The sequence below is a fragment of the Alkalinema pantanalense CENA528 genome (assembly GCF_050753345.1).
Lineage (GTDB): Bacteria > Cyanobacteriota > Cyanobacteriia > Leptolyngbyales > Leptolyngbyaceae > Alkalinema > Alkalinema pantanalense.
Genome location: NZ_JBLZFX010000097.1, coordinates 1 through 22991, shown reverse-complemented (window position 1 = coordinate 22991; position 22991 = coordinate 1). Strand labels below are relative to the sequence as shown.

Below are 22991 nucleotides of genomic sequence, written 5' to 3'. Positions count from 1 at the left end.
AGCAATGCTGAAGTCGATGAGCTTGACTTGCTTGGACTCTGGGTGAATGAGGATGTTAGCGGGTTTAATATCTTTGTGGACGATTTGGTGTTGGCATAACTCGTGGAGAATGTCAGTGATTTGCAACCCGATCGTCAAAACTTCAGCTAAGTTGAGAGACTGTTGTTGCGCATACTCTCTTAGTGAGATACTGCCTAGGTCTTCCATGACGAGGGCATAACTGTGTCCAACGGGTTCAAGGCTGAGCGTACGCACCATTCCGACAAGCTGCAAATTTTTCGTGATGGTGTATTGGTTGCGAAACTGAACGAGTTCACTAACACTTGGATACTCTTGGTTGAGCGCCTTAATGACTACAGGTTGCTGTGATTCCTTCTGCAGGGCTCGGTAGACGATGGTACGAGATCCCTGATATAGAGTCTCAATCCATTCGTAGCCGGGGAGCTGTACAAACATTTGAGGTGGGGTACTAGCAGAAGAGGGCATAGAATTCAGGTCGCAAAGCAAAGGGTGCAATCGCTTCTAAAGTACCCAGAAACTTGAATGAGTATACAGTATTTTCATGACAATTATTATTTGTAAACTAGGTTGTCATTCGTAAATTAGGCCGTAAATTCTCTGTTTAATGGATCGCCTTTGATAATTGCCAAAAGTCTACTCCGAAGTGTGACTGAGAGGTTTTAGATCAATTCACGGTGGCAAAGGTGAGTAACTGGACTGGACAAGATACGATCGTATCAATCCCTCGAATAGGATGCAGGCAAACCTAGTAGCTGGCCAAATTATTTTTCGGAACATCTTTGCTCGCCCTGCGTCCTAGTGCTCAGTAGGAATCTTTGATGGCCCTATGGATATTTTTAACCCAAAATATCTAATCGATCGAGTCGTTTCATCCTAATTCTCTGTCCTAGATTTTATGCGTCTCCCCACAGTTGCAGTTTGCGCTCTCACCGCCCTTTCCGCGTGGGATATTACACAACAACCCACCCAAGCCGCGACTCCCACCCCAATGCCCAAGGCAACGGATGTGGTAGTTGATGCGGAAGAGATTCCCGTTGTCATTCCTACGACAAAATCGATCGCGCAACCGGAAAAACTTCCCCTGCCTGTTGAGCGAACTGCAACTGTTCAAACATCTGCGATGCCATCGCCCAGATCGATCGCGACCCCCTCAACACTGTCCGTACAATCTGCTAAGCCACCTGCGACACAGCCTGTTACGCCAACCGTTGCCCGATCCGTTGAATTACCGATCGCGCAATCGCTATCTAATCCAATCGCTCAAGCGAGTACCCATACGAACCAACTCGCTGCCAAACCCACTTCGATCGCGCAACCAAAGACTCAGTCAACTCAGCGAACAACTGCCCAAAGTCCAGCGAAAGTGAGCTTGTCTTCTACCAGTAAACCGTCTAGCCCAGCTACAAAGTCTAGCCCAGCTACAAAGTCTAACCCAGCTACAAAGTCTAACCCAGCTACAAAGCCAGCCCTAGCCCCGGATTTGGCGGTGATGGTTACGGATGTCACGATTCAAGGAGTCGATGAGGAACTGCAACGCATTGCCCGTCAAGCAATTTCAACTCAACCGGGGGGACAAACTAGTGGAAATCAATTGCAAGCTGATATTGCAGCGTTGTTAGAAACGGGTGTGTTTGCTAATGCTAAAGTAAATAGTCGAGCCAATAATAATGGCATCGCAGTGACGTTTGTTGTGGAACCCACGATCGTACGATCGCTTCAATTAATTAACGCAAAAGCCCTGACTCTAGAAGTGGCTAATCGCATCTTCCAAGATCAGTTGGGTAAACCTGTGCAGCCGTCTAAACTCAACCAGGGTGTGCGAGATCTGAACCAGTGGTACCGCCAGAATGGGTATAGTGTAGCGACAGTCTTGGGCTTGGAATCCACCCGTGAGGGCGTTCTTCGGATTACCGCAGCGGAAGGACAAATCAGTGATATTCGGATTCGGTTTGTGGATGAATTTGGCCGTACGGTGGATGACCAAGGTAAAACGATCCAAGGTCGTACCCGAGAAAGCTTTATTCAGCGAGAAACTAAGTTGGCTAAAGGCGCACCCTTCCAGGAAAGTGCGGCTAAAGCGGATCTCGATCGCTTAGTTAAAACTGGACTATTTCTGGGTGGACGAGTCACCCTGGAAGGTGATCCGCAAAATACGATCGTGGTTTACAACCTAGCTGAACAGCAAGCCCGTCGCGCGAATCTGGGAGGTGGTTACAGCAGTGATGCGGGGTTATATGGCAGTGTTTCCTATAATGATTTCAACTTCAATGGGATTGGCCAACAGATTGGCGGTAGTGTTTTAATTGGTTCTAAAGATGTTCAGTTTAATGGACGTTTTAGCAATCCCTACCGTGATAGTAATCCCAATGCCTGGGGCTATAGCATTAATGGATTTCGAGAACGGGGCTTATCCCGCGTTTTTGATGATGATATTAAGTTGGCCAATGGCGATCGCGTTCGAGAAGGTCGCTTTGGGGGTGGTGTATCGTTCAATCGACCGCTTGACAATAACCAAGATTGGCAAGGTTCGATCGGGTTAAATTATACCCGCGTTAGTTTGCGAGATCAGGATGGTAAGTTGGTCAAACAGGATGGCCAAGGTAATCCCCTATCTTGGAGTGGTACGGGCTTGGATGATCTCTATACCGTTGGGTTTACAGCGTCTCGAGACAAACGCAATAATCCTACTAATCCAACCCAAGGTTCATTGCTGAGTTTAAGCACTGAGCAATCAATTCCTATTGGTGTTGGTAATGTCTTATCTAATCGCCTGACTGCTAACTATAGCCAATATATTCCCATTGGCATTTTTAATCGTTCCCAAGATCCGACGAAGCAGGAAGTACTGGCCTTTAATGTGCAGGCTGGAACCACGATCGGTGATTTGCCGCCCTATAATGCCTTTACCTTGGGTGGTGTCAATTCTGTGCGGGGCTACGGTCAGGGGGAAGTGGGCACAGGGCGTAGCTATGTCCAAGCATCGGCGGAATACCGTTTCCCGATTTACAAAATTGTCGGAGGGACTGTCTTTGCAGATTATGCGTCTGACTTGGGTTCCAGTAACGCCGTGATTGGTGAGCCAGGAGTGCAGCGAGGTCGTCCTGGGAATGGCTTGGGGGTAGGAGCTGGGTTACGGGTTAATTCCCCCTTTGGCATCCTGCGAGCCGATTGGGCCTTTACCGATCGAGGCGACAACCGGATTCAATTCGGTCTGGGTCAGAAGTTTTAGCTCGTGGGAAGACTGCTCTCACCGCACGGTGCCTGAGACCTCGAGAAATGCAACATAAACGATAAAAGGACAGGTATGACCCTGTCCCCAAAACAAACATTTCATTCAAAGACTAACCAGACACCGTATACTACCGGGTTTAAACGCGATCGCGTAGTACGGGTTTAAACTCGACCCCGTAGCATTTGCGCCATTTCGTTGACCTTCGGAGCCATTTCTAGGGCGACTTCTTCCGTAATTCGGCCTTCTTCGTACAGCTTGTAGAGTGACTGGTTCATCGTACACATGCCATCAAAGCCACAACGCGCAATGACACCTTCAATTTCATCCAGTTCACCCCGGCGGATGTAATCCCGAATAGCATCGGTGTTAATCATAATGTCGTGGAAGGCTGCCCGCTTACCATCGGTGGTGCGACACAACCCTTGGGCGATGACTGCAATTAATGATTCTGCCAATGCAACCCGCATTGCTGGTTGTTCTTCAGGTTGATACAACCCTAAAACCCGTTCAATCGTTTTTACAGCGCTGTTGGTGTGCAGGGTTCCCATGACCAAGTGCCCGGTTTGCGCTGCTTTCAGAGCTGTATTCACGGTTTCCTTATCCCGCATTTCCCCCACGAGAATTGCGTCGGGGTCTTCCCGCAGAGCCGCTTTGAGGGCGTTGTCAAACTTGAGGGTGTTGATACCCACTTCCCGGTGCTTGATCAAGCACTTTTGGCTAGTGTGCACAAATTCGATCGGATCTTCGATCGTAATAATGTGCTTGGGCATTTCCTTGTTCATGTAGTCAATCATCGCGGCCATTGTGGTTGATTTCCCAGAACCCGTTGGCCCTGTCACCAAAATTAGCCCCTTGTGATAATGACAGATATCTTTAAAGACAGGTGGCAGATTCAACTGCTCCATCGTCAGAATTTTCAGAGGAATCAATCGCATCACCATGCTGGGGCCATGGAGTGCGTCAAAAATATTGATCCGTACCCGCGCAAACTCGTACTGAGTTGCTCCGTCATAGTCTAGGGTTTTTTCAAACTTCTCGATGTCTTCTTCGCTGAGAACTTCGCGCATCCAGCTATAGAAGGTTTCACGATCGGTCACGGGCCACTCCGTCGGCTCCATTTGTCCACGATCGCGAAAGCGTGGGACTTCTCCTACCCCGAGGTGAACATCGGAAAATCCTTTATCGAAGGCTCGCCGCACAATTTCCGCCAACGTGGGTGAACCATTCTGAGGGCGTGCAGATTGAAAGGGAGAGGCCGCCGCCCGATGCTTGGCGGGTGCATTCATCGCAGTGGAGTCAGCATTGGCTTTGGTCGCCTCTGGGGCCGATCCGGATGTACCCTTGATTTCTGTTGCCTGGGTGTGGGTTGAACGATCGTACTGAGAACTGGTTACGATCCCAGTCGAGTCAGGCGATTGGGGCATGACTCGAGTAGACTCCGGTTCCATGACCACCGTTGTTCCGCCGGGGCGCATGGGAGGGGGTGGTGCCGGAGGAACCCGTGGAGCGGGAGGAGGGGTAATGGATGGACGCTGAGATTCTGGTGTCATAGGTACTCTGCTACGATAGAACCCTACATACGATCGTAAAGAAACTCCGAAATAGAGATTCCATAGATAACAGCTTTCCCAGAGTGGAATCTAAAGTATCAAGATTGCTGTGAATTTGTTTGCATTATGACTTCTACTAACAATTGGTACATTGTTCAGAACTCTACAGGCCATTGCGAAATAGTCTCAGAGCTGGATCTCCCTGCTGAACCTGCTGAGAATGAATCTCTGGACGCGGCCAGATCACTCAAGCGCTGGGGGCCGTTTAGTTCCCGTAATGAAGCGATCGCTAAACGAGTTGGCCTAATCCGGGCAGGCCAATGCAAGCCTATTTAGCCTGTGCTCAGTTCGTTGCTTAAACTGAGATTAATTGCTAGTTGAGGAATTATTCGTTGATGAGCTGGTTTTAGATTCTGGCGATCGCAGCGGTTTCTTAGCCGTGGTTTCTTCAGTCAACGTTTGCAACGCTTTGGCAAACTGGGGATCCGCAGGAGTGCCAATTTTATCGCGCTCTCGAATTAAATCTTTTTGTTGAGCTTCGGTCAGCTTGATTTCCACATCGGGATCAATGCCGTGCTTGTTAATGTCTCGTCCGGTGGGCGTGAGGTATTTGGCGATCGTCACTGCCAAGCCTGAATCGTTGGAATCCGAGCGTAATTCGCGGACGGATTGGACGAGTCCTTTGCCAAAGGTTCGTGTCCCCACTACCTTAGCCCGTTTATTATCTTGCAGCGCTCCAGAAAGAATTTCACTGGCACTGGCTGATCCGCCATCGACTAAAACGACCAAGGGTTTATTAGTTAGTGCAGAATTATTAGCCAATTGTCGATCGGATTCACCTTGCCGATCGACCGTGGAAACGATGGCCCCTTCCTGTAGCCACATGCGGGCAATTTCCACGCTGGCATTCAATAACCCACCTGGATTCGATCGTAAATCCAAAATGTAGCCTGAAACTTTTTTCTGTTCCAGCTTTTGAATGGCATCTCGCATTTCCCGAACGGCGGGTGCACTAAACTGCACGAGGCGAATATAGCCGACTTCCCCTGCACTAGAAGGCTGTATCGAGAAACGAACGGGATGAATTTCAATTTTATCTCTACGAAGTTTATAGTCTAGGACTTGATTCCCCCGCTGAATCGTCAGCACCACTTCCGTTCCTGCCGTTCCCCGGATGAGCGTCACTGCTTTATTGACATCCATGCCTTCCGTGGATTGGCCATCGATTTTCACAATGATGTCCTTGGACAAGATGCCCGCTTTGGAGGCCGGACTGCCTTCGATCGGGGATACGACGGTGAGTTTCTTCGTTTTCTCGTCCGCTGCCAGTTGAATGCCTACCCCGGTTAGCTCACCGGAGGTATCGATTTTCATATTTTTAAATTCTTGCGGATCCATAAAGCGCGTATAGGGATCCTTGAGCAGCTTCAGCATCTCACGCACTGCTTTGTAGGCATCCTCTTTTGTGGCGTAGTTGCGATTCAGGTAATCCCGTCGTACCGCCTTCCAATCATTTTGATTGAAGGTTCCATCCACATAAGTATTGTCAATAATTTGCCAAACCTCATCCACAATTTCCTTGGAGCTATCTTTCAACAAGAAAGCTGCCCCCTTCGAAAGGTGGATCCCCGCACCTGTAATGGTCACGGCACTGATGGCGATCGCTGTAGTACCTAAAACCAGTGCACGCTTTGTCAAAACCATAGCAATGGGACTCTAAGGAAGGACTGGAAAACTGTGTTCAATCTAGCATAGCGAAGAATCTCAGTTCATGCTGTGAAAATTGTGCCAAGCCAGCACACCCCAAGGGGATCAGCCAAGAAAGATGGTAAAAAAAGCGGGGATTAACCCGCTTTTGCATCAATTTATTGATAGTACAGTCAGATTCTATGAACTAGGGATCAATCCAGCGACCATCGGATTGAATCAAGGCAATCAGTTCCTGTACTCCTTCTGCCTCGGGAACTCGTTTGATTTCCTCACGGCCTCGGTATAGCGCGATCGTCCCGGCCTGTTTACCGACGTAGCCGTAGTCTGCATCGGCCATTTCCCCAGGGCCATTGACAATGCAACCCATGACGGCAATGTTCAATCCGGTCAGGTGGTTTGTGGCTTCCCGCACCTTTTGGAGCACTTCTTGTAGATTAAACAACGTCCGACCACAGGATGGACAGGCGACATATTCCACCATGGTGCGGCGCAATCCCAAGGCTTGCAAAATGCCGTAGCATACGGGGATTTCTTTTTCGGGATCTTCCGTGAGGGAAACACGAATCGTATCGCCGATGCCTTCTGCCAACAGGGTGCCGATCCCCGCTGTGGACTTAATCCGGCCATATTCGCCATCCCCCGCTTCCGTGACGCCGAGGTGCAATGGATAGGCCATGCCTAGCTCGTCCATGCGTTTCACCATGAGGCGATTGGCTGCCAACATGACGGGCACTTTAGACGCTTTGAGGGAGATTTCTAAGTTGTAAAAGTCGAGGGACTCGCAAAGACGAATGAATTCCAACGCCGACTCCACCATGCCTTCGGGGGTGTCACCGTAGGTAAAGAGCATCCGCTCAGCTAGAGATCCGTGGTTGACCCCAATCCGCATGGACTTGTTTTGATCCCGCAGGGTGGTGACGAGGGGTTCAAGGGTTTCCCGAATTTTGTCACCAATGTCGTCAAATTCTTCACGGGTGTACTCTGTGCGGCCTTCTTGGGGTTTTTCAAACACGTAGAGACCCGGATTAATCCGCACGTTATCCACATGCTTGGCCGCTTCTAGGGCAATTTTGAGGCCGTTGTGGTGAACATCGGCCACGAGAGGAACGGGTTGGTAGGTTTTGAGCAACTGCGCCCGAATTTCCTCCATTGCCTTTGCGTGGGCCATGCTGGGAACGGTAACGCGGACGATTTCGCACCCAATTTCATGCAGGCGACGAATGGCGGCAACCGATCCCTCAACATCGAGGGTGTCTTCATTAATCATCGATTGCACCGCGACGGGATAGCCTCCGCCGATCGTGATACTGCCCACAGGCACTGCGCGGGTTTTGCGACGATGAATGGTGGTGTCCGTAGAATATTGGCTGACCGATGTCGCCGTTGCAATGGGATTGGGCAAAGTTTGCATACGCTGTCTATGGGTGTCTTACAGCAAAGGGAACGGAATCTTTCCTGTTTTCAAGATTGCCATAGAAAGGTCGTTTTTGCCTGCGTTCAGCAGCACAGTCGAATTTTTTTTGTCACGATCGCGACGATCGGGCCTATCTCGATCGCCCAAAAATTGACTTCAATCAATCATGCCCCTCCCTCAAGATCCCTCTAACCTCGCTCCCACACCCATCCACTGCTCTACCCATCCTAGGCAGCGGCTAGGGCGGTTTTTAGTTCTAACTGAATCCGAGATTCCTGCTGAACTAGGCCGTTCATTGCCGCAGACTGCAACTGCATGAAGGCTTCACGATCGTCAGCGTCGTATTTGTGAGTTAGGAGCAGCCGCAGTTGATCTTCGGCTTCGATCGAAAGTAACCCCGTTGCCAACGCCTGTTGAACAATTTCACGGATACCCGTCATAGCAACACCCCAAGCACAAAGTAGAGAGGACAAAAGTAGATAGGATAAAAGTAGATCAACAATAAAGACTGATTACTGGAAAATCCAACTTCCGAAGGGATTTAAGATTCCAGCGGTTTCAAGAAGCGATGGAGCGAACCTGCTGTTCATCTACGTACAACCGCCGTCCTGAGGCCCAATCAGGATAGTCCGGAGGAGGGTTGCGTCAAATCTTGACAATCAGTGTTTTCAGGAAATTTTTTGGTAAGCATCTACACATATAAGGCGTACTCCATCTCTCGATTTATAAAGCAGAATACAAAATTGTAGGGAGTTTGCAGATTAATCTCTATTCTCAAGAAATATTCCATACATCCCTCAACAAAGCCTGAAACTGTCTGAGATCAGAACTTTTGAGTGGAAACAATTTTTCTGCCACTTTTCTGCAACTTTTTGCCAATTGAATGAATTCCTGACCCGATCGACCTTGCTCGATTGTGATAGGTGCCAGAGGCCGAGTCTGCGAGAAATTCAGCAAGAGTGATAGGTTGGTATAGCATCCATTCAGTTTCATAGGTTTCTTTTTTTGTGGGTATTCTGACGCTGCGATCGATTCAAAAAGACTTTGGCATTAAGGAAGTGTTACGGGATGCCAACTTTAGCTTGGAGCCGAGCGATCGGGTGGGCCTAATTGGCACCAATGGTTCAGGAAAATCCACGCTATTGAAAATGATTGCGGGACTCGAACCTGTCGATAGTGGCACCATCGAGTTTCAAAATGGCCTGCGCGTGGTCTATTTGCCCCAACAGCCGCCCGTAGACGAGGCTCGAACGGTGCTGGAGCAGGTTTTTGCAGATAGCGGAGACAAAGCATCGTTGGTTCAGCAGTATGAGGAACTCTCGGAGCAGTTGGCCAAGGAGGGGGAACATTCCGATCGGCCCAACCATGATCAACTTATGGGACGGCTCTCCCAAGTTATGCAGGAAATGGATCGGGTGGGAGCCTGGGAATTGGAAACCAAGGCCAAAATCATCCTCAGTAAGTTGGGGATCCAAGATTTTGATGTGAAGGTAGGAGATTTGTCCGGCGGGTATCGTAAACGGATTGCGATCGCGACGGCGCTATTGGCGGAACCAGATGTACTGCTAATGGACGAGCCAACGAACCATTTGGATGCAGATTCGGTGGATTGGTTGCAGAGTTACCTGGCTCGCTATCGGGGGGCGTTGCTGCTGGTCACCCACGATCGCTATTTCCTGGACAAGGTCACCAACCGTATTTTGGAGATCGATCAGGCGGATTTATATCCCTACGACGGCAATTACTCCTACTACCTAGAAAAGAAAGCGGCCCAGGAAGAATCTGCCGCCAGTTCCCAGCGCAAGTTTGCGGGTGTGCTGCGGCGGGAGTTGGAATGGCTCAAACGCGGACCCAAGGCGCGCAGCACCAAGCAAAAAGCCCGCATCGATCGCATCCAAGCCATGCGGGAAACGGAATTTAAACAAGGCCAAGGCAAAGTCGAGATCTCCACAGCAGGACGACGCATCGGCAAAAAGGTGATTGACCTAAAGGATATTTGCAAAGCCTACAGCGATCGAACACTGATCAAAGATTTTTCCTACGAGTTCAGTCCTGAAGATCGCATTGGCATCATTGGTGGCAATGGCGCAGGCAAATCGACATTGATGAACATCATTACAAGCCGAGTGCAGCCGGATTCCGGTACGGTGGAGATTGGCAGTACGATTCAGTTTGGCTATTTTGACCAGCACTCGGAGGATTTAGACAGCGGGATTAACCATAATCAACGGGTGATCGACTACCTCAAGAATGTGGCGGAGTTGGTCAAGACGGCGGATGGCTCGGTGATCACGGCGTCGCAGATGTTGGAGCGCTTTTTGTTTACACCGAATCAGCAGTATGCGCCGATCGGGAAACTGTCTGGGGGCGAGCGGCGGCGGCTCTTTCTGCTGCGGGTGTTGATGGCGGCTCCCAATGTGTTGATTTTGGACGAACCGACCAATGATTTGGATGTGCAAACGTTGGCGGTGTTGGAAGAATACCTAGAGGACTTTAAGGGCTGTGTGATTGTGGTGTCCCACGATCGCTATTTCCTCGATCGTACGGTGGACTCAATCTTTGCCCTGGAACCGGGGGGCAATATCAAGCGCTATCCCGGCAATTATTCTGTTTATCTAGATTACAAAAAAGACGAAGTTAACGAAGCGGAAACGATCGCACCAGGGAAGGGAAAGGCAGAAGCTGGAGGAAGCGATCGGGGAGAGTCGTCCGCTTCCCAGACAGCCGCTAGCAGCAAGCCAGCAGATAAACCCCGGAAGCTGTCCTACAAAGAAAAGCGTGAGTTTGAACAGTTGGAGACTGAGATCCCCAACATGGAAGCGGAAAAGGCCGAGATTGAGAAAACGCTGTATGAAAAACCTCCAGCGGGATACAGCGAAGTGCAACAGTTATCGGAACGGTTGGCCTTTCTCAATACGGAAATTGAGCGCTGTACGGAACGGTGGCTGGAGTTGGCGGAATTGGTGTAGCGGGAATGCGATCCATTTTGGAAGCCCTAGATCGATCGCGCGATCGATCTAGGGTGTGTTGGGGGGGAGTTCTAGGGCGATCGCGCCTAATTTGCCGACGCGGAAGTCGTTCAGGATCAATTTGGCCGATCGATCCTTACTGCCGTGAAATTTTAAGTCGGCGAGGTTTTGCACAAAGTCTTCGCCGGTGATATCGCTGGCGTTAATTTCGTAGCGATCGGTTAATGGTTGTTCTTGGTGTTGGGTTTTCAGTAAATCAATGAAATGGGATGCAATTCGTTGGTGGTCGTAGGCTGCCTCGCCAATGTCGTCACAGATTGCCAGTTTAATCGCCGCATCCTGATCATCCAGTTTGTTGGGCAATACTCCCGGCGCATCTAACAATTCAATTTGGTCGGAAATTCTCACCCAGCGCAGGGCCCGTGTCACCCCGGCGCGCCGTGCACTGTCTACCACCCGCTTGCCCAAGAGCCGATTGATAATGGCCGATTTGCCCACGTTGGGAAAGCCAATCACCACACAGCGAATAGGTCGTGGCAGCATTCCCCGATCCTTGCGGCGACGATTGATGGCGGCTCCGGCTTGTTTAATAGCCCCAGCCAGTTCCTTGATGCCGCGTCCTCCGTGGCCATCGGTAAATTGCGGCGAAATGTCGTTTTCCTTCAGCCAAGCCTGCCATTGCTGACGGGTTTCATCGGGAATCATATCCATCCGATTCATGACTAGCACTCGTCCCTTGGTGCCAATCCATTGGTTGACATTAGGGTGATGGGTGGCAAAGGGAATGCGGGCATCGCGGACTTCCAGTACCACATCCACTTTTTTCAGTTGATCGGTCAGGAGCCGTTCGGCCTTAGCAATGTGGCCGGGATACCATTGAATTGGAGGCGTGGACATTTCGGATCACTCAACAAGCTAACTCAACAATCTGGGCGACATCACCTGGGAAGATGGCAGTCCGATGGCAGTCTTTTAGCGTATCAGCTTATCGATCGCATCCAGCGTGCTTCTGCTTTGGGTCGATCGAGCTAGAGGCGATCGAGGTTGCGGTTCAGGCTGCAAGCCAATTGTCGTTATTGGCGATCGATCCCCGAAATACCCTGATCCAAGTATATGAAACTGGTAGAAATGTTCTATACTCGGTAATTCGCTTCTTCCATTTTAGGATCCTCCATTACAATGTCTGCTAATCTGCCCGTTAGTCTCATTGACCCGCACAGTCTTTGGAGTCTGTGGGTTCCGCTGGTCTTACTCAGCACGATCGTAGCGGCGGCGGTCTATTTCTCCCGAATCAAGCTTCGCTAATCCGAGTACAACTCTTATCTTGTTGGTAGGTCAATTCATGGCTCTTTCCCTAGCGCGGGACGCGATCGCATTTTTGATTGACTTAGCAGAAACGGGAGAAATTGATCCCTGGGATGTCAATGTGATTGATGTCATCGATCGCTTTTTGAATGACCTGTCTCCCTTTGCCGCCAATAATCGCAATCAGTACGAAGCCAACCTGTCCCAATCTGGCCAAGCTTTTCTCTATGCCTCGATGTTGCTGTTGCTCAAGGCCGACAGCATGAATCCGACGGCGCAACCTGCCGACGATGGCTTATTGGAAGAGGGGGAATTTTTTGACGATGACAGCTTGGGCCTTGCGGCCTTGCCCATGAATTTAGAGCGTCGGTTGCGCCGTCGGGCCGTGGCCCAGCCCCCCAAACGGCGACGGGTTACGTTGCAGGAATTGATCGATCAACTGGAAATCATCGCCGCCGCCCTGGAAGAAGGCCCCCGAGAACGCAAAAAAGTCCGCCGTCCCAAACCCCACTCCCGATCGCAGGCCATCCGCACGATCGCCCAACTAGCCCACCAGGAAAACCTGACGGAAATGGCCGTCATGCTGGAAGAATTTTTTGTTGAACATTGGGATACCCTATCGCGGGGGCAGGACTGGATCGATTTTGATTTGCTGCTGGAATTTTGGTTGGCAACGCGGGCGCAGAGTTCGGAACAACTTCACCGCCACATCGTTACCGACGAACGTACCCACGAGCGAGTGGGGGTCTTCTGGGCCTTGCTATTGCTCACGTCCCAGTCCAAGGTAGAACTATCCCAGGAATCGTTCTATCAAGATCTGCGGGTGCGCACTCTACTGCAACTGCGAGATCTTAATCTAGAAGAAGCCATGGCAGTGGCTTTACCGGATTAGTTCTCTTGAAAATAAAAAATCTCTCATGGGGTTAGCCTGGATGGGTTGAGATTAACCAGTGAATGAGGTTTTAATGACCCATCCATCGACCACTTTTTTAGATAACCTTAAAGAATGCCCTTAACAGAGTCTTTATACTTTCGTGAAGGCCAAGTCTAAACTGGGTACTTTACAATTAGCGAGAATTCTCGAAAGAGATGTTACAGAATCTTCCAGGAATTCCTTGAGTGCAATTGAAGATGATTGAGTGGTGTTGGTTGAGAGAGAAAAATCTATGAAAGCCATGATTCTGGCCGCAGGTAAAGGAACACGGGTGCGTCCAATTACCTACACTGTGCCTAAGCCCATGATTCCCATCCTCCAGAAGCCGGTGATGGAGTTTCTTTTGGAACTGCTGAAACAGCATGGCTTTAACCAAATCATGGTCAATGTCAGCCACCTTGCCAAGGAAATTGAAGGATATTTCCGGGATGGTCAGCGGTTTGGGGTGGAAATTGGTTATTCCTTTGAAGGCCGGATTATTGATGGGGAATTGGTGGGTGAAGCAGTAGGATCCGCTGGTGGTATGAAGCGGATTCAAGATTTCCACCCCTTCTTTGACGATACCTTTGTGGTGCTCTGTGGTGATGCTTTGATTGACTTGGATTTAACCAAGGCCGTGCAGTGGCACCGGGAAAAGGGCTCGATCGCGACCATTATTATGAAAACCGTGCCCCGTGAAGAAGTGTCCAGCTATGGGGTTGTAGTGACGGATGAAACTGGGCGGATCAAAGCTTTCCAAGAGAAACCCTCCGTAGAGGAAGCCCTGAGCACGGATATCAATACCGGGATTTATATCTTTGAACCTGAAATTTTGGACTACATTCCCTCCGGTGAGGAGTATGACATCGGTGGGCAGTTATTTCCCAAGTTGGTCGAAATGGGTGCCCCTTTCTATGGGTTGCCGATGGATTTCGAGTGGGTAGACATTGGGAAAGTCCCAGACTATTGGCAGGCGGTGCGGGCGGTTCTCAACGGTGAAGTGAAAAATGTTGAAATCCCTGGGCGGGAGGTGCGTCCGGGGGTCTATGCAGGGCTGAATGTGGCGGTGAATTGGGATAAAGTCAACATTCAAGGTCCGGTTTATATTGGTGCCATGACCTGTATTGAAGACGGGGCCACTATTATTGGGCCAGCGATGATTGGGCCAAATTGTTGGGTGTGCAGCGGTGCCACGGTGGATAACAGTGTAATTTTTGATTATTCCCGGTTGGGCCCTGGGGTTCGTCTGGTGGATAAGCTGGTATTTGGTCGCTATTGTGTGGACAAAACTGGCGCAACGATCGATGTGCAGGCGGCTTCGTTGGATTGGCTGATCACCGATGCACGGCAGCAAATGCCCACAGATCCTTCGCTGGAACGGCAGGCGATCGCGCAATTATTGGGGGTCGATGATCCAGTTGTTCAGTTGTGAGTGGTTAAGTAACTCTCCTCTTTTATGACCTTCCGTCAGCGCATCGCATTTTATTTGGAGGATATCGAAACCCCAGGCGGGCGGACAATTAACCTGCTCATTACTGGACTGGTTTTGCTGTCCTCTGCGATTTTTGTGGCAGAAACCTATACCCTTCCAGACTCCATTAAGCCTTGGTTGGATCATGGGCAAATGGTGATTCTGGGATTATTTGTGTTGGAGTATGGGTTGCGGTTTTGGTGTGCCGATCGCAAAACTCAATTTGTTTTTAGCATCTACTCCGTTATTGATTTATTGGCGATCGTGCCATTTCTGCTTGGTAATTCCAATGTGGGATTTCTGAGAATTTTCCGTTGGATTCGAATTTTGCGGCTGATTCGATTTTTTGGTGGCAAAACAATTTTTGGTTATGTCAGTAGTGAAGATACTGCGATTTTTACCAGAATTCTCTTTACAATTTTCTCGATTATTTTTGTCTATGCGGGCTTAATTTATCAAGTTGAGCACACAACTAATCCCCAAGCATTTGCAACCTTTTTAGATTCCATTTATTTTTGCGTTACCACCATTACCACAGCGGGATTTGGTGATATTACACCGATTTCGCAGATGGGACGGTTGTTAACGATCTTGATGAGTATCACGGGCTTGATTTTTATCCCCTGGCAATTGGGAGACTTAGTGCGGCGACTGGTCAAAACGGGCAATCAAGTTCAAGTCACGTGCTCTCAGTGTGGATGGTCTGTCCATGATGCTGATGCCAAGTTTTGTAAGGTCTGTGGCACAGTTTTACCGCTGAACCCAACCAGCTCAGGGCTGTCACCTTTGAAGTTAGAATCTTCCCCTGATCGCCCCTATACCAATGCCGTTGCCCCGCAGAGAAGTAATGCTTCTGTCCATTCCACGATCGCACCGTAGGTATCGCCTGTTTGACCGCCTAGTTTGTGCTGGAGCCACCTTCCGGTTAGGTAGGCCGTGATGGGGCCTGCGATCGTTAACCCGATCGTCAACCGTAGTTGCGTAGGATTGAGTGTGTAAAACATGACGCCTAGGCCCACCAGTAGAAATAAGCTGGGCACCGTTTGCCAGGGGGATTGGATGGCCTCTTTATGGAAAGCGCCTTTGCCTTGGGCTTTCAGGTAGGGATAGTTCGCGATCGCCCACAGTTGGCCCCAGCGTGCCCAGCCCGCGCTCAAGACTAAAATCACTGCGCGGCTTTCGGGTAAGGCATTCAATGCAAGCACTTTCAGCAAAATAACCATGACGGCTGCCATGACCCCAAAGGCTCCGCTGCGACTATCGGTCATGACGGCTAACCGCCGATCGGGATCAAACACGGCTAGTCCATCCGCCGTATCCATGGCTCCATCGAGATGCAGCCCGCCAGTTAGGAGCAATCCTGCGCCTACTAGTAACCCCGATCGCACGATTAGTGGGATGCCTACACCCTGTAAACCCCAATCTAGAAGGCTAATTCCGCCGCCCAAGCCTAAGCCGACTAATGGCGCATATTGGGCAATTCCTCGAAAATCCTGCGGCCAGTGGGAGGGGATAGGAATGCATGTATAAAATGTAACTGCGCTAATAATTTTTGGGAAGATTCCCCTGAGCAGCAATCCCATGGGTGAATAGTTGGATTAATCACAATTGCAAGGAACTTGTTTTAAGTGCCCTTTCGCAGACTATTATGGCTGCGTCTGCTGTCCTTAGGTGACGGAATTTTGCTGAGTCCTAGGGATGACTCAATGAATATGTGATGAATACAGTGTAAAAACTAAATGAAATTGAGTATAACTGAGGGAAACAAGCCATCTGATTTTTTCGTCCTGTGTGCTCTGATCGATCGCTGCTGAGTTCGGGCGATTCTACTCCCTGGTTGTTTTCCAAAACCCCTGTTTCCCAAGCCAGTGTTTATAGGCCCAACCTTGCCCTTATAACAGCGTTCGCTACTCCCTCGGTAACTGTCATTCTGGATCACTCTAATGCTTTTAGTCAGCGTGCCTTTACTCAGATTGCCCGATTGCTCAGTGAGATTAAGCAATTTGTGGGAAAGATCTCGGTCTTGAAGCCTATGCTGGATCGCCGATCGGGTTGCCTATGATGAAGAACAATGGAGTTTTCTACCCCGATCCATCATGCCCTTGGGATAGTTGCATCACCCCCCAGTCAGATGTTCTTAAAGGATCTCGTTTACCCAGGCTTGCTATGAGTCAAAATTTTTCTTCCCGACCCGCCCGATTTCCAACTCCTTGTATTGTCGATCGAGGAATTGTAGTCGATAAACGGGACATGCAACGGTTGCTCACGGATTTGAGTCGAGTTCGCTATCTCTATTTTCAGGATGGAAAGGTTGCCTCTGAGGGGGAGGGCTGCATTGTGGAGGTGATTGCTGACTTACAAAGTTCGACGTTGGTGGCGAATCGATCGCTGTATATCAATGTCAATAGTTTTGACTATTTGGAGTTGCGTAAGGTGGCTGGCTCTGGGGTGACTGGCGAGCAGACTTGTTTTGATCTGGTTCAGGAAAATTGGCTGCTGCGTCTGCTGCCATTGTCTGATCCGTTACAGACGAGATCCGATCGGCAGTTGAATGCGGCAGCGCTGGAGGCGGTGGTGGCGGATGTGTTGTCTGCGAGTTGGGATCCTCAGTTTGACGATGAGGATGGGGTGGATTTTTAAGGGAATTGCTCAGAGTCATCACTTTCAACGTCATCACTTAGGGTAATGACTTAGAGTCATCGCAATGGCTTAGGGGTATTGCTTGGGCGTAGGACGGATGCGCATGATGGAAAAGTCTCAACGATCGGGTCTGTCAATGCGCCTGATGTTAAGGTTTTCTACGATGAACGATCGTGATTATCTGCTACAGAAAGTTTTCTTTAAGCTGATAACCTTGTTTTGAATTTGTAGGTTGGATTTCCTCAAGGGGTTCTTTTTTGATTGCGTTGCTAGAGTCTCGATCGAAGGGTGGAAAAACCAACGGATCAATGTCGCAAAAGCTTCGGATGATGCGATCGCTGAGGAGATCGTGACAACTATAACTCTGGAACATGACCTGAAATGCTGGACAAACAGAGAATGGAAGGGATTTCTTCTCTCTGCTCAGTCAGCAGAACAGCCCCGTTTACCCGTCTCAAATAGACTCTTGAACTCAACGAAGAGACTTGATACGGTTGGCGTGAAACGGGACTAGGTTAGCTCGCACTTAACTTGATGGCAAATAACTCTGAAGATAGCTGAGAGCTAGCCGCTTTGCTTCTAAAGTTAATCGCTGTTGAAATGCTTTCTCTTGACCAAGAGCTAGCCATACGAGTGGACCGATCGCCTTGACGAGCACCAATGCAACGACTTCATAATCTATCGCATCTTTACCCGTATCTCGTTGTGCAAGTGCTGTTGCCAGATCAGTAATCAGTTTTGCATCAGCAGTCTCTTCGGCTTCCTGTACTTCGGGCACTGATCCTTGGACTTCCATAAAAATGGCATAGTATCCGGGATAGTCATCGAAGAACTGAGTGGTGGTATCAATCAACTGTTCGACATAAGTAGATAACGGTAATTTTGTTATTTCTGGCGTACCAAGAAGTGCTAAACGTTCGTGGAGAAGCTCGTTATAGCGCACAGTTAAAGCTTGTACGATCGCTTTCTTGTCTGAAAAAAACTGGTAGAGCGAGCCAATAGGCACCTGAGCTTGTTTGGCGATCTCATTCGTGGTGGTGGCAGCGTAGCCTTGAGCAACAAACAACGCTTCAGCCACATCTAAAATGCGGTTGACTCGTTCCTGACTACGGGCTTGATGGGGCTTCCGTCGGATCGTACTGACATTGGATGGCTTGTCAGACATAGGTTTACTCCTCTTTCTTGATCAATATGTGAGCAAATCTCACTTATTGCTTGACAAAACATGATTGATGCTCATATTATCAAATTATGAGCAACGCTCACATTGTAACGCAAATCATTCTGGAGAACCAACAATGCCGCAAGATTTAATGACCCTGCCCCATCCCGATGCCGCTTCTGCCCTCCGTGAGATCAGCCTCGATCGCCTTGGATTTACCCAGCGTTGGACCCAAGACTATCAAGGTCAAGGTATTATTCCTTTGCAGCTAGGCGATGAACTATTTTGCCTCCTGACCAACCCTGACTACATTACGCAAGTCCTCAAAGATCGACTCTCGTTCATCAAAGCAAAAGACTTGCAGCAGCTCCGGAGGATATTAGGCAATGGACTATTGACCAGCGAAGGAGATTTCTGGCTGCGGCAACGACGACTCTCTCAGCCTGTCTTCCATCAACAGCAAATTAATAGCTATGGGGCTGTGATGGTGGAATACACCCAACGGATGTTGGCAACGTGGCAAGATGGCTCAGTACTGGATGTCCATGGGGAAATGATGCGTCTGACGCTCAATATTGTGATGAAAACCCTGTTTGACCAGGATGTCCAGGACTCTGCCGCAGGTAACATTGCCCATGCCCTCGATGTGGCCATGAACTGGGTAGAACATCAAGAAGAGATCGGTATTAAGGCGGCTTTGAGTGAACTTGGTGAAATGCAAGTATCGGACGCTGATCGATCTTCTGAGGCAATGGATCAGCGATTGAGATCGGCGATCGAACTGTTAGATGAAACCGTTTATGCCATGATCGGTCAGCGGCGAGGCACCAATACAACCGGGAATGATTTGCTCGGGATGTTGATGCAGGTAGAAGATGCTGATGATGGCTCCCGGATGACCGACACACAGTTGCGAGATGAAGTTTTAACCTTGATTTTGGCAGGTCATGAAACGACAGCCAACGCGCTCTCTTGGACATGGATGTTGCTGGCTCAGCATCCCGAAGTGCGAGTAAAACTCAATACTGAATTGAAAACCGTGTTGAATGGTCGAGTGCCCAGTCTAGCGGATCTGCCTCAGTTGGTTTACACAAATTGGGTACTCAAGGAATCCATGCGACTCTATCCACCCGCAACCGACGTATCACGAGAAGCCACTGCAGACTATGAATTGGATGGCTATGTAATCCCGAAAGGAGCGACCGTGTTGGCGAGTCAATGGGCAATGCATCGCGATCCACGGTACTTTAATGACCCCGAAGCGTTTCAACCAGAGCGATGGGCAGACGACCTAGAAAAGCAATTACCTCGCGGGGTCTATTTCCCCTTTGGTGATGGGCCGCGTGTCTGTATTGGCAAGAGTTTTGCGATGATGGAGGCGGTATTGTTACTCGTGGCGATCGCCCAAAAGTTTGAGCTAGATCTGGTTGCCGATCAACTGATCGAACTGCAACCCTCGATTACACTTCGGGCTAGACATGGTATTCAAGTAGCCTTGAAAGCCATCGCCTAATTGGCAGCTAGAAGGGTTTTGTTCTAATTTGATTCTGATGCTCCCTGCACAACTATTCCGTGTGGGGAGCATCTCATTTAATGTGTCAATATGATCCATAATCATTATCCCTTGTCGAAGATTCATGAATGCAGCTAACGTTGTTCAAACCATCCAATTAGTGATTGCTCCATCGGTCATGCTTTCAAGCTGCTTTCTGTGCCAAAACGTGGCTTTAGGAAGATTTATGCGGATCAGCGATCGCCTTCATAGTTTAGTGAGAGAACGAATTGACGTCCTCGACAAGTACGATTCATCCAATCTCGCCTATATTGATGCATTGCACCTGATTGACCAGGAATTAATTCAGCTTTCGGATCGCTATTACGCGCTGCAAAAAGCAATCATTTGTCTATATGGGGCAAGTATATTTTTTCTCTTCACTATGCTTACGATCGGATTATCGATGGAATTTTACCCCATGGTTTTCTCCTATTTAGCAATCATGCTATTCCTCCTTGGAACGTTCACCCTCTTGATTGCAGTTTTTATCGCCATGTCGGAAGTTTCTGTTTCTCATAGAGCCGTGCGAGCAGAAGTCAGGTGGGCAATGTCTCTCCGTCCAGAATCTCAAGAGTCAAAGTAAGTTCTGTGTTGGTCAGGACAAAGGAGTCACCCTAAACCGTTCTAAGTGCGCGGAGTCCTGCGACTAAATGCTTACCCATCCTAGGGTTGAGCTTCTTAGGACTAAATGTGAGTAATTCTCAGATCTCGCTTGACAAACATGAGCAATTGTCATATTATTAAAACATGAGCAAAGCTCAAACAGTAATCAGAATCAGTTAGAGGCGATCGAGCCGTTTGAAATAGGAGAAAATTGACATGGGATTCAAGTACATTGATGCTCTTGCAGCGCCTGAAAATTTACAGGAATTGCTGAAAATTACAGACATGGTTGCTGGAGTCGGATTAGAAACATCTAATGTTTTCGATCTTGAAGATATTTTGCGAGACAGCCCACAAATGCAAAAATGTCTGGTAGAAGTTCGTAAAGATGCTGCGTCGGCTGCAATTTTGGAAGAGCGCTATTTTGGGGAAGAATTCAATCTTGAGAAGATGCTCAAAATGCCTCCCCATTCGTTGGGCTGGACTTATGCCAAAGTTCTCAGCGCATTAAAGTATGATCCCCAGTTTTATCGTATTCGCGAAATTCAATCGGATGTTGACTACATCACCCACCGACTTCGTAAAACGCATGATTTACATCATATTTTGACAGGATTCAGCTTTGATGACTACGGTGAATTGGGAGTTATTTCTGTCACTGCTGCTCAAATTGGCTATCCCGCATTTATTTTTATTGACCTGTTAGGATCTTTGTTGACTTATCTAACAGACGCTGAACTTTCAGGGGTTGCCGATCAGCTAGAGTATAACTTTGACACTGTTTCTAGGGGAATTCAGATAGCTAGACAAGCTAAGCCTTTATTTCCTATTAAATGGGAAGAAGGTTTAGAGCGTTCTTTAGACGACTGGCGAAATGAACTCAACATTCAGCCTGTTACCACTGGTTTATGGAGCTGGTATACTCGCCCAGTTTTACAAGAAGCTATTAGTGTATAACAAGCCCCAAGTGCAGTGGCCTCTTGAAAGCTGCTAATGCTACTTAGTTCCTTCCCAGTGAAAGATTACACGTTACGGCACTTCGCGTCGCAACGTGCAATCTTGTTTTTTGATGTCTATTTTGAAACTGAAAAGGGAGACTAAAAAAAGTTTTCTGCACCACTAAGCTGGGATCCTCACGACGATCGGCGATCGCCTGCAACCCTGCGGTCGGATTGACTGGGCTGGCACCCACCTATTGCGCATCTGGCGAGGCTACATGGAAGGGGCTTGTGCATCAGGCGAAGCAGCAGCAAATGCCATACTGGCTGCGTGAGCATGTGGCTAAATACATGCCTAGTCTCAGCTTGAGCTTTTCAGAACTAAACATGAGTGATTCTCGGATTTTTTTTGCTTGACAAACATGAGTAGTCGTCATATTATAAAAACGTGAGCAACGCTCAGGTATCAATTGAATTTTGCAGGAGTTTTTTATGACAACTCACAGAAATACGGCTCAAGATTTTTCAACCATCAACAACAATCTGTCAGACGAGACCATAATTAAACTCAGCCACAATCAGATCCAAGATAGCGCACGAGTATTAGGTCAAGCATTTATTCAAGACCCATTTTTGTCATACTTTCTTCCAGAAAATCATCAGAAAAGAATAGATGCAGTTGAGTGGATTGCGCGCACAGTATTATGTTATTACCAACGCTCCGAAGAAATTTATATAACCAATCATTGCATCAAAGGAGTTGCAGTTTGGATACCACCAGAATACTCCGACGATAGTATATTACATTGGTTGCAAGCTGGACTAATTGCTCTACCACAAAAAATCGGGGCTCGCAAAATGGTAGAGTTTCTATCTGCAAATCAAAAAGTAGATGAATACCATCGAACAATTATGAAAGAACCACATTGGTATTTGAAGATGCTGGGTGTTTCTCCCGATTTTCAAAATCAAGGTGTGGGACAAAAGCTACTGCAACCTGTACTTAACCGAGCAGATAAAGCAGGTTTTCCTTGTTATTTAGAAACTTCCACACCATCAGGAGTACGTTTTTATCAAAGACGGGGATTTGTCGTTGTGGATAGTGACAAACTATTACAAGATGGTCGGCAATTATGGTTCATGAAGCGCGAATCACAATAAGAATATCTGTGTTTGAGTTTCTTCATGATTTTTCTGCAAATGGTTGCCAAATTCAAAAAATTGGCTGCTTACTTCGATCAACAAGAAACGCAAACACAACTTTCTTAAAGCATTTCCTAGCCTACCGAGTACAAATTTATCTACACCAATCTGTGTTAATTTGCGGTAAATTGTCATGAAATTCTTCCAGAACCTCAATCAAAAATTATCACTACTAGCCTTAGTCTGCTCAGGGTAAGCGCATCTCAAACGCTATTGACAACTAGGGGTGGAGTCTTTACCCGAGTCGGGCAACGCAGCGGCTAAGACTTGGAGCATAAACGTGTCATCCATTGCGGCTCGCTTCG

At 48.5% G+C, this 22991-nt stretch carries 19 protein-coding genes; 11 read left to right on the top strand and 8 right to left on the bottom strand.

Annotated elements, in window-relative coordinates; all coding sequences use genetic code 11:
* Window positions 1-486 (bottom strand): serine/threonine protein kinase (locus ACN4EG_RS22615; protein WP_431632473.1); only part of this gene is annotated, 486 nt, incomplete at its 3' end.
* 430 nt (window positions 487-916) lie between these two features.
* Here ACN4EG_RS22615 and ACN4EG_RS22610 point away from each other — a divergent pair.
* Window positions 917-3250, top strand: coding sequence for a BamA/TamA family outer membrane protein (locus ACN4EG_RS22610; RefSeq protein WP_431632472.1), 2334 nt, complete (start codon window positions 917-919; stop codon window positions 3248-3250).
* A gap of 164 nt (window positions 3251-3414) precedes the next feature.
* Here ACN4EG_RS22610 and ACN4EG_RS22605 read toward each other — a convergent pair whose 3' ends face one another.
* The 4 genes from ACN4EG_RS22605 to ACN4EG_RS22590 all read right to left on the bottom strand — a co-directional run bounded on the left by ACN4EG_RS22605 (window position 3415) and on the right by ACN4EG_RS22590 (window position 8367).
* Window positions 3415-4803 carry a type IV pilus twitching motility protein PilT gene (locus tag ACN4EG_RS22605; RefSeq protein WP_431632471.1) on the bottom strand — a complete coding sequence of 463 codons (1389 nt, stop codon included), beginning with the start codon at window positions 4801-4803 and terminating at the stop codon, window positions 3415-3417.
* 366 nt (window positions 4804-5169) lie between these two features.
* The gene (gene ctpC, locus ACN4EG_RS22600) at window positions 5170-6507 is read right to left on the bottom strand and encodes a carboxyl-terminal processing protease CtpC (protein ID WP_431632469.1); all 1338 of its coding nucleotides are present in this window, start codon (window positions 6505-6507) and stop codon (window positions 5170-5172) included.
* A 190-nt stretch (window positions 6508-6697) separates the two neighbouring features.
* Window positions 6698-7924, bottom strand: coding sequence for a (E)-4-hydroxy-3-methylbut-2-enyl-diphosphate synthase (gene ispG / locus ACN4EG_RS22595; protein ID WP_431632468.1), 1227 nt, complete (start codon window positions 7922-7924; stop codon window positions 6698-6700).
* Window positions 7925-8154: 230 nt separating this feature from the next.
* Entirely contained in the window at window positions 8155-8367 is a 213-nt protein-coding gene (locus ACN4EG_RS22590) for a hypothetical protein (RefSeq protein ID WP_431632467.1), read from the bottom strand.
* A 567-nt stretch (window positions 8368-8934) separates the two neighbouring features.
* On the opposite strand from ACN4EG_RS22590, the gene ACN4EG_RS22585 reads away from it, so the two are divergent.
* Complete coding sequence (locus tag ACN4EG_RS22585) at window positions 8935-10896, top strand: ABC-F family ATP-binding cassette domain-containing protein (RefSeq protein ID WP_431632465.1); 1962 nt, start codon at window positions 8935-8937, stop codon at window positions 10894-10896.
* Window positions 10897-10944: 48 nt separating this feature from the next.
* Here the strand turns inward: ACN4EG_RS22585 and ylqF are convergent, their stop codons facing one another.
* The gene (ylqF, locus tag ACN4EG_RS22580; RefSeq protein WP_431632464.1) at window positions 10945-11793 is read right to left on the bottom strand and encodes a ribosome biogenesis GTPase YlqF; all 849 of its coding nucleotides are present in this window, start codon (window positions 11791-11793) and stop codon (window positions 10945-10947) included.
* 282 nt (window positions 11794-12075) lie between these two features.
* On the opposite strand from ylqF, the gene ACN4EG_RS22575 reads away from it, so the two are divergent.
* From ACN4EG_RS22575 to ACN4EG_RS22560, 4 genes are all read left to right on the top strand, one after another.
* Complete coding sequence (locus tag ACN4EG_RS22575) at window positions 12076-12201, top strand: hypothetical protein (protein ID WP_431632461.1); 126 nt, start codon at window positions 12076-12078, stop codon at window positions 12199-12201.
* 37 nt (window positions 12202-12238) lie between these two features.
* Window positions 12239-13093, top strand: coding sequence for a segregation/condensation protein A (locus tag ACN4EG_RS22570; protein WP_431632459.1), 855 nt, complete (start codon window positions 12239-12241; stop codon window positions 13091-13093).
* Window positions 13094-13367: 274 nt separating this feature from the next.
* The gene (locus tag ACN4EG_RS22565; protein WP_431632457.1) at window positions 13368-14546 is read left to right on the top strand and encodes a sugar phosphate nucleotidyltransferase; all 1179 of its coding nucleotides are present in this window, start codon (window positions 13368-13370) and stop codon (window positions 14544-14546) included.
* 24 nt (window positions 14547-14570) lie between these two features.
* Complete coding sequence (locus ACN4EG_RS22560; protein WP_431632456.1) at window positions 14571-15464, top strand: ion transporter; 894 nt, start codon at window positions 14571-14573, stop codon at window positions 15462-15464.
* Here ACN4EG_RS22560 and cobS read toward each other — a convergent pair.
* Window positions 15401-16168 (bottom strand): adenosylcobinamide-GDP ribazoletransferase, encoded by a 768-nt coding sequence (cobS, locus tag ACN4EG_RS22555; RefSeq protein ID WP_431632454.1) that lies wholly within the window; start codon window positions 16166-16168, stop codon window positions 15401-15403. The genes ACN4EG_RS22560 and cobS overlap by 64 nt on opposite strands.
* Before the next feature lie 583 nt (window positions 16169-16751).
* Here cobS and ACN4EG_RS22550 point away from each other — a divergent pair.
* Window positions 16752-17225 carry a hypothetical protein gene (locus ACN4EG_RS22550; RefSeq protein ID WP_431632453.1) on the top strand — a complete coding sequence of 158 codons (474 nt, stop codon included), beginning with the start codon at window positions 16752-16754 and terminating at the stop codon, window positions 17223-17225.
* A 526-nt stretch (window positions 17226-17751) separates the two neighbouring features.
* On the opposite strand, the gene ACN4EG_RS22545 is transcribed toward ACN4EG_RS22550, so the two are convergent.
* Window positions 17752-18390, bottom strand: coding sequence for a TetR/AcrR family transcriptional regulator (locus ACN4EG_RS22545; protein ID WP_431632452.1), 639 nt, complete (start codon window positions 18388-18390; stop codon window positions 17752-17754).
* 133 nt (window positions 18391-18523) lie between these two features.
* Between ACN4EG_RS22545 and ACN4EG_RS22540 the strand changes: the two genes are divergently transcribed.
* The 4 genes from ACN4EG_RS22540 to ACN4EG_RS22525 all read left to right on the top strand — a co-directional run bounded on the left by ACN4EG_RS22540 (window position 18524) and on the right by ACN4EG_RS22525 (window position 22644).
* On the top strand, window positions 18524-19900 hold the full coding sequence (locus ACN4EG_RS22540; protein ID WP_431632451.1) for a cytochrome P450: 1377 nt from the start codon (window positions 18524-18526) through the stop codon (window positions 19898-19900).
* Between the two features lie 124 nt (window positions 19901-20024).
* The gene (locus tag ACN4EG_RS22535; protein WP_431632450.1) at window positions 20025-20525 is read left to right on the top strand and encodes a DUF2721 domain-containing protein; all 501 of its coding nucleotides are present in this window, start codon (window positions 20025-20027) and stop codon (window positions 20523-20525) included.
* 236 nt (window positions 20526-20761) lie between these two features.
* Window positions 20762-21502 (top strand): Coq4 family protein, encoded by a 741-nt coding sequence (locus ACN4EG_RS22530; RefSeq protein WP_431632448.1) that lies wholly within the window; start codon window positions 20762-20764, stop codon window positions 21500-21502.
* A 473-nt stretch (window positions 21503-21975) separates the two neighbouring features.
* The gene (locus ACN4EG_RS22525) at window positions 21976-22644 is read left to right on the top strand and encodes a GNAT family N-acetyltransferase (protein ID WP_431632447.1); all 669 of its coding nucleotides are present in this window, start codon (window positions 21976-21978) and stop codon (window positions 22642-22644) included.
* Window positions 22645-22991: the final 347 nt, after the last annotated feature.

What these genes read in the sequence shown, in the direction of transcription:
- ACN4EG_RS22590 (WP_431632467.1), bottom strand. Translation starts at nt 8,367, where the DNA reads ATGACGGGTATCCGTGAAATTGTTCAACAGGCGTTGGCAACGGGGTTA.
- ACN4EG_RS22605 (WP_431632471.1), bottom strand. Translation starts at nt 4,803, where the DNA reads ATGACACCAGAATCTCAGCGTCCATCCATTACCCCTCCTCCCGCTCCA.
- ACN4EG_RS22535 (WP_431632450.1), top strand. Translation starts at nt 20,025, where the DNA reads ATGAATGCAGCTAACGTTGTTCAAACCATCCAATTAGTGATTGCTCCA.
- ACN4EG_RS22570 (WP_431632459.1), top strand. Translation starts at nt 12,239, where the DNA reads ATGGCTCTTTCCCTAGCGCGGGACGCGATCGCATTTTTGATTGACTTA.
- ACN4EG_RS22525 (WP_431632447.1), top strand. Translation starts at nt 21,976, where the DNA reads ATGACAACTCACAGAAATACGGCTCAAGATTTTTCAACCATCAACAAC.
- ylqF (WP_431632464.1), bottom strand. Translation starts at nt 11,793, where the DNA reads ATGTCCACGCCTCCAATTCAATGGTATCCCGGCCACATTGCTAAGGCC.
- ACN4EG_RS22565 (WP_431632457.1), top strand. Translation starts at nt 13,368, where the DNA reads ATGAAAGCCATGATTCTGGCCGCAGGTAAAGGAACACGGGTGCGTCCA.
- ACN4EG_RS22530 (WP_431632448.1), top strand. Translation starts at nt 20,762, where the DNA reads ATGGGATTCAAGTACATTGATGCTCTTGCAGCGCCTGAAAATTTACAG.
- ACN4EG_RS22610 (WP_431632472.1), top strand. Translation starts at nt 917, where the DNA reads ATGCGTCTCCCCACAGTTGCAGTTTGCGCTCTCACCGCCCTTTCCGCG.
- ispG (WP_431632468.1), bottom strand. Translation starts at nt 7,924, where the DNA reads ATGCAAACTTTGCCCAATCCCATTGCAACGGCGACATCGGTCAGCCAA.
- ACN4EG_RS22560 (WP_431632456.1), top strand. Translation starts at nt 14,571, where the DNA reads ATGACCTTCCGTCAGCGCATCGCATTTTATTTGGAGGATATCGAAACC.
- ACN4EG_RS22575 (WP_431632461.1), top strand. Translation starts at nt 12,076, where the DNA reads ATGTCTGCTAATCTGCCCGTTAGTCTCATTGACCCGCACAGTCTTTGG.
- ACN4EG_RS22550 (WP_431632453.1), top strand. Translation starts at nt 16,752, where the DNA reads ATGAGTCAAAATTTTTCTTCCCGACCCGCCCGATTTCCAACTCCTTGT.
- cobS (WP_431632454.1), bottom strand. Translation starts at nt 16,168, where the DNA reads ATGGGATTGCTGCTCAGGGGAATCTTCCCAAAAATTATTAGCGCAGTT.
- ACN4EG_RS22545 (WP_431632452.1), bottom strand. Translation starts at nt 18,390, where the DNA reads ATGTCTGACAAGCCATCCAATGTCAGTACGATCCGACGGAAGCCCCAT.
- ctpC (WP_431632469.1), bottom strand. Translation starts at nt 6,507, where the DNA reads ATGGTTTTGACAAAGCGTGCACTGGTTTTAGGTACTACAGCGATCGCC.
- ACN4EG_RS22540 (WP_431632451.1), top strand. Translation starts at nt 18,524, where the DNA reads ATGCCGCAAGATTTAATGACCCTGCCCCATCCCGATGCCGCTTCTGCC.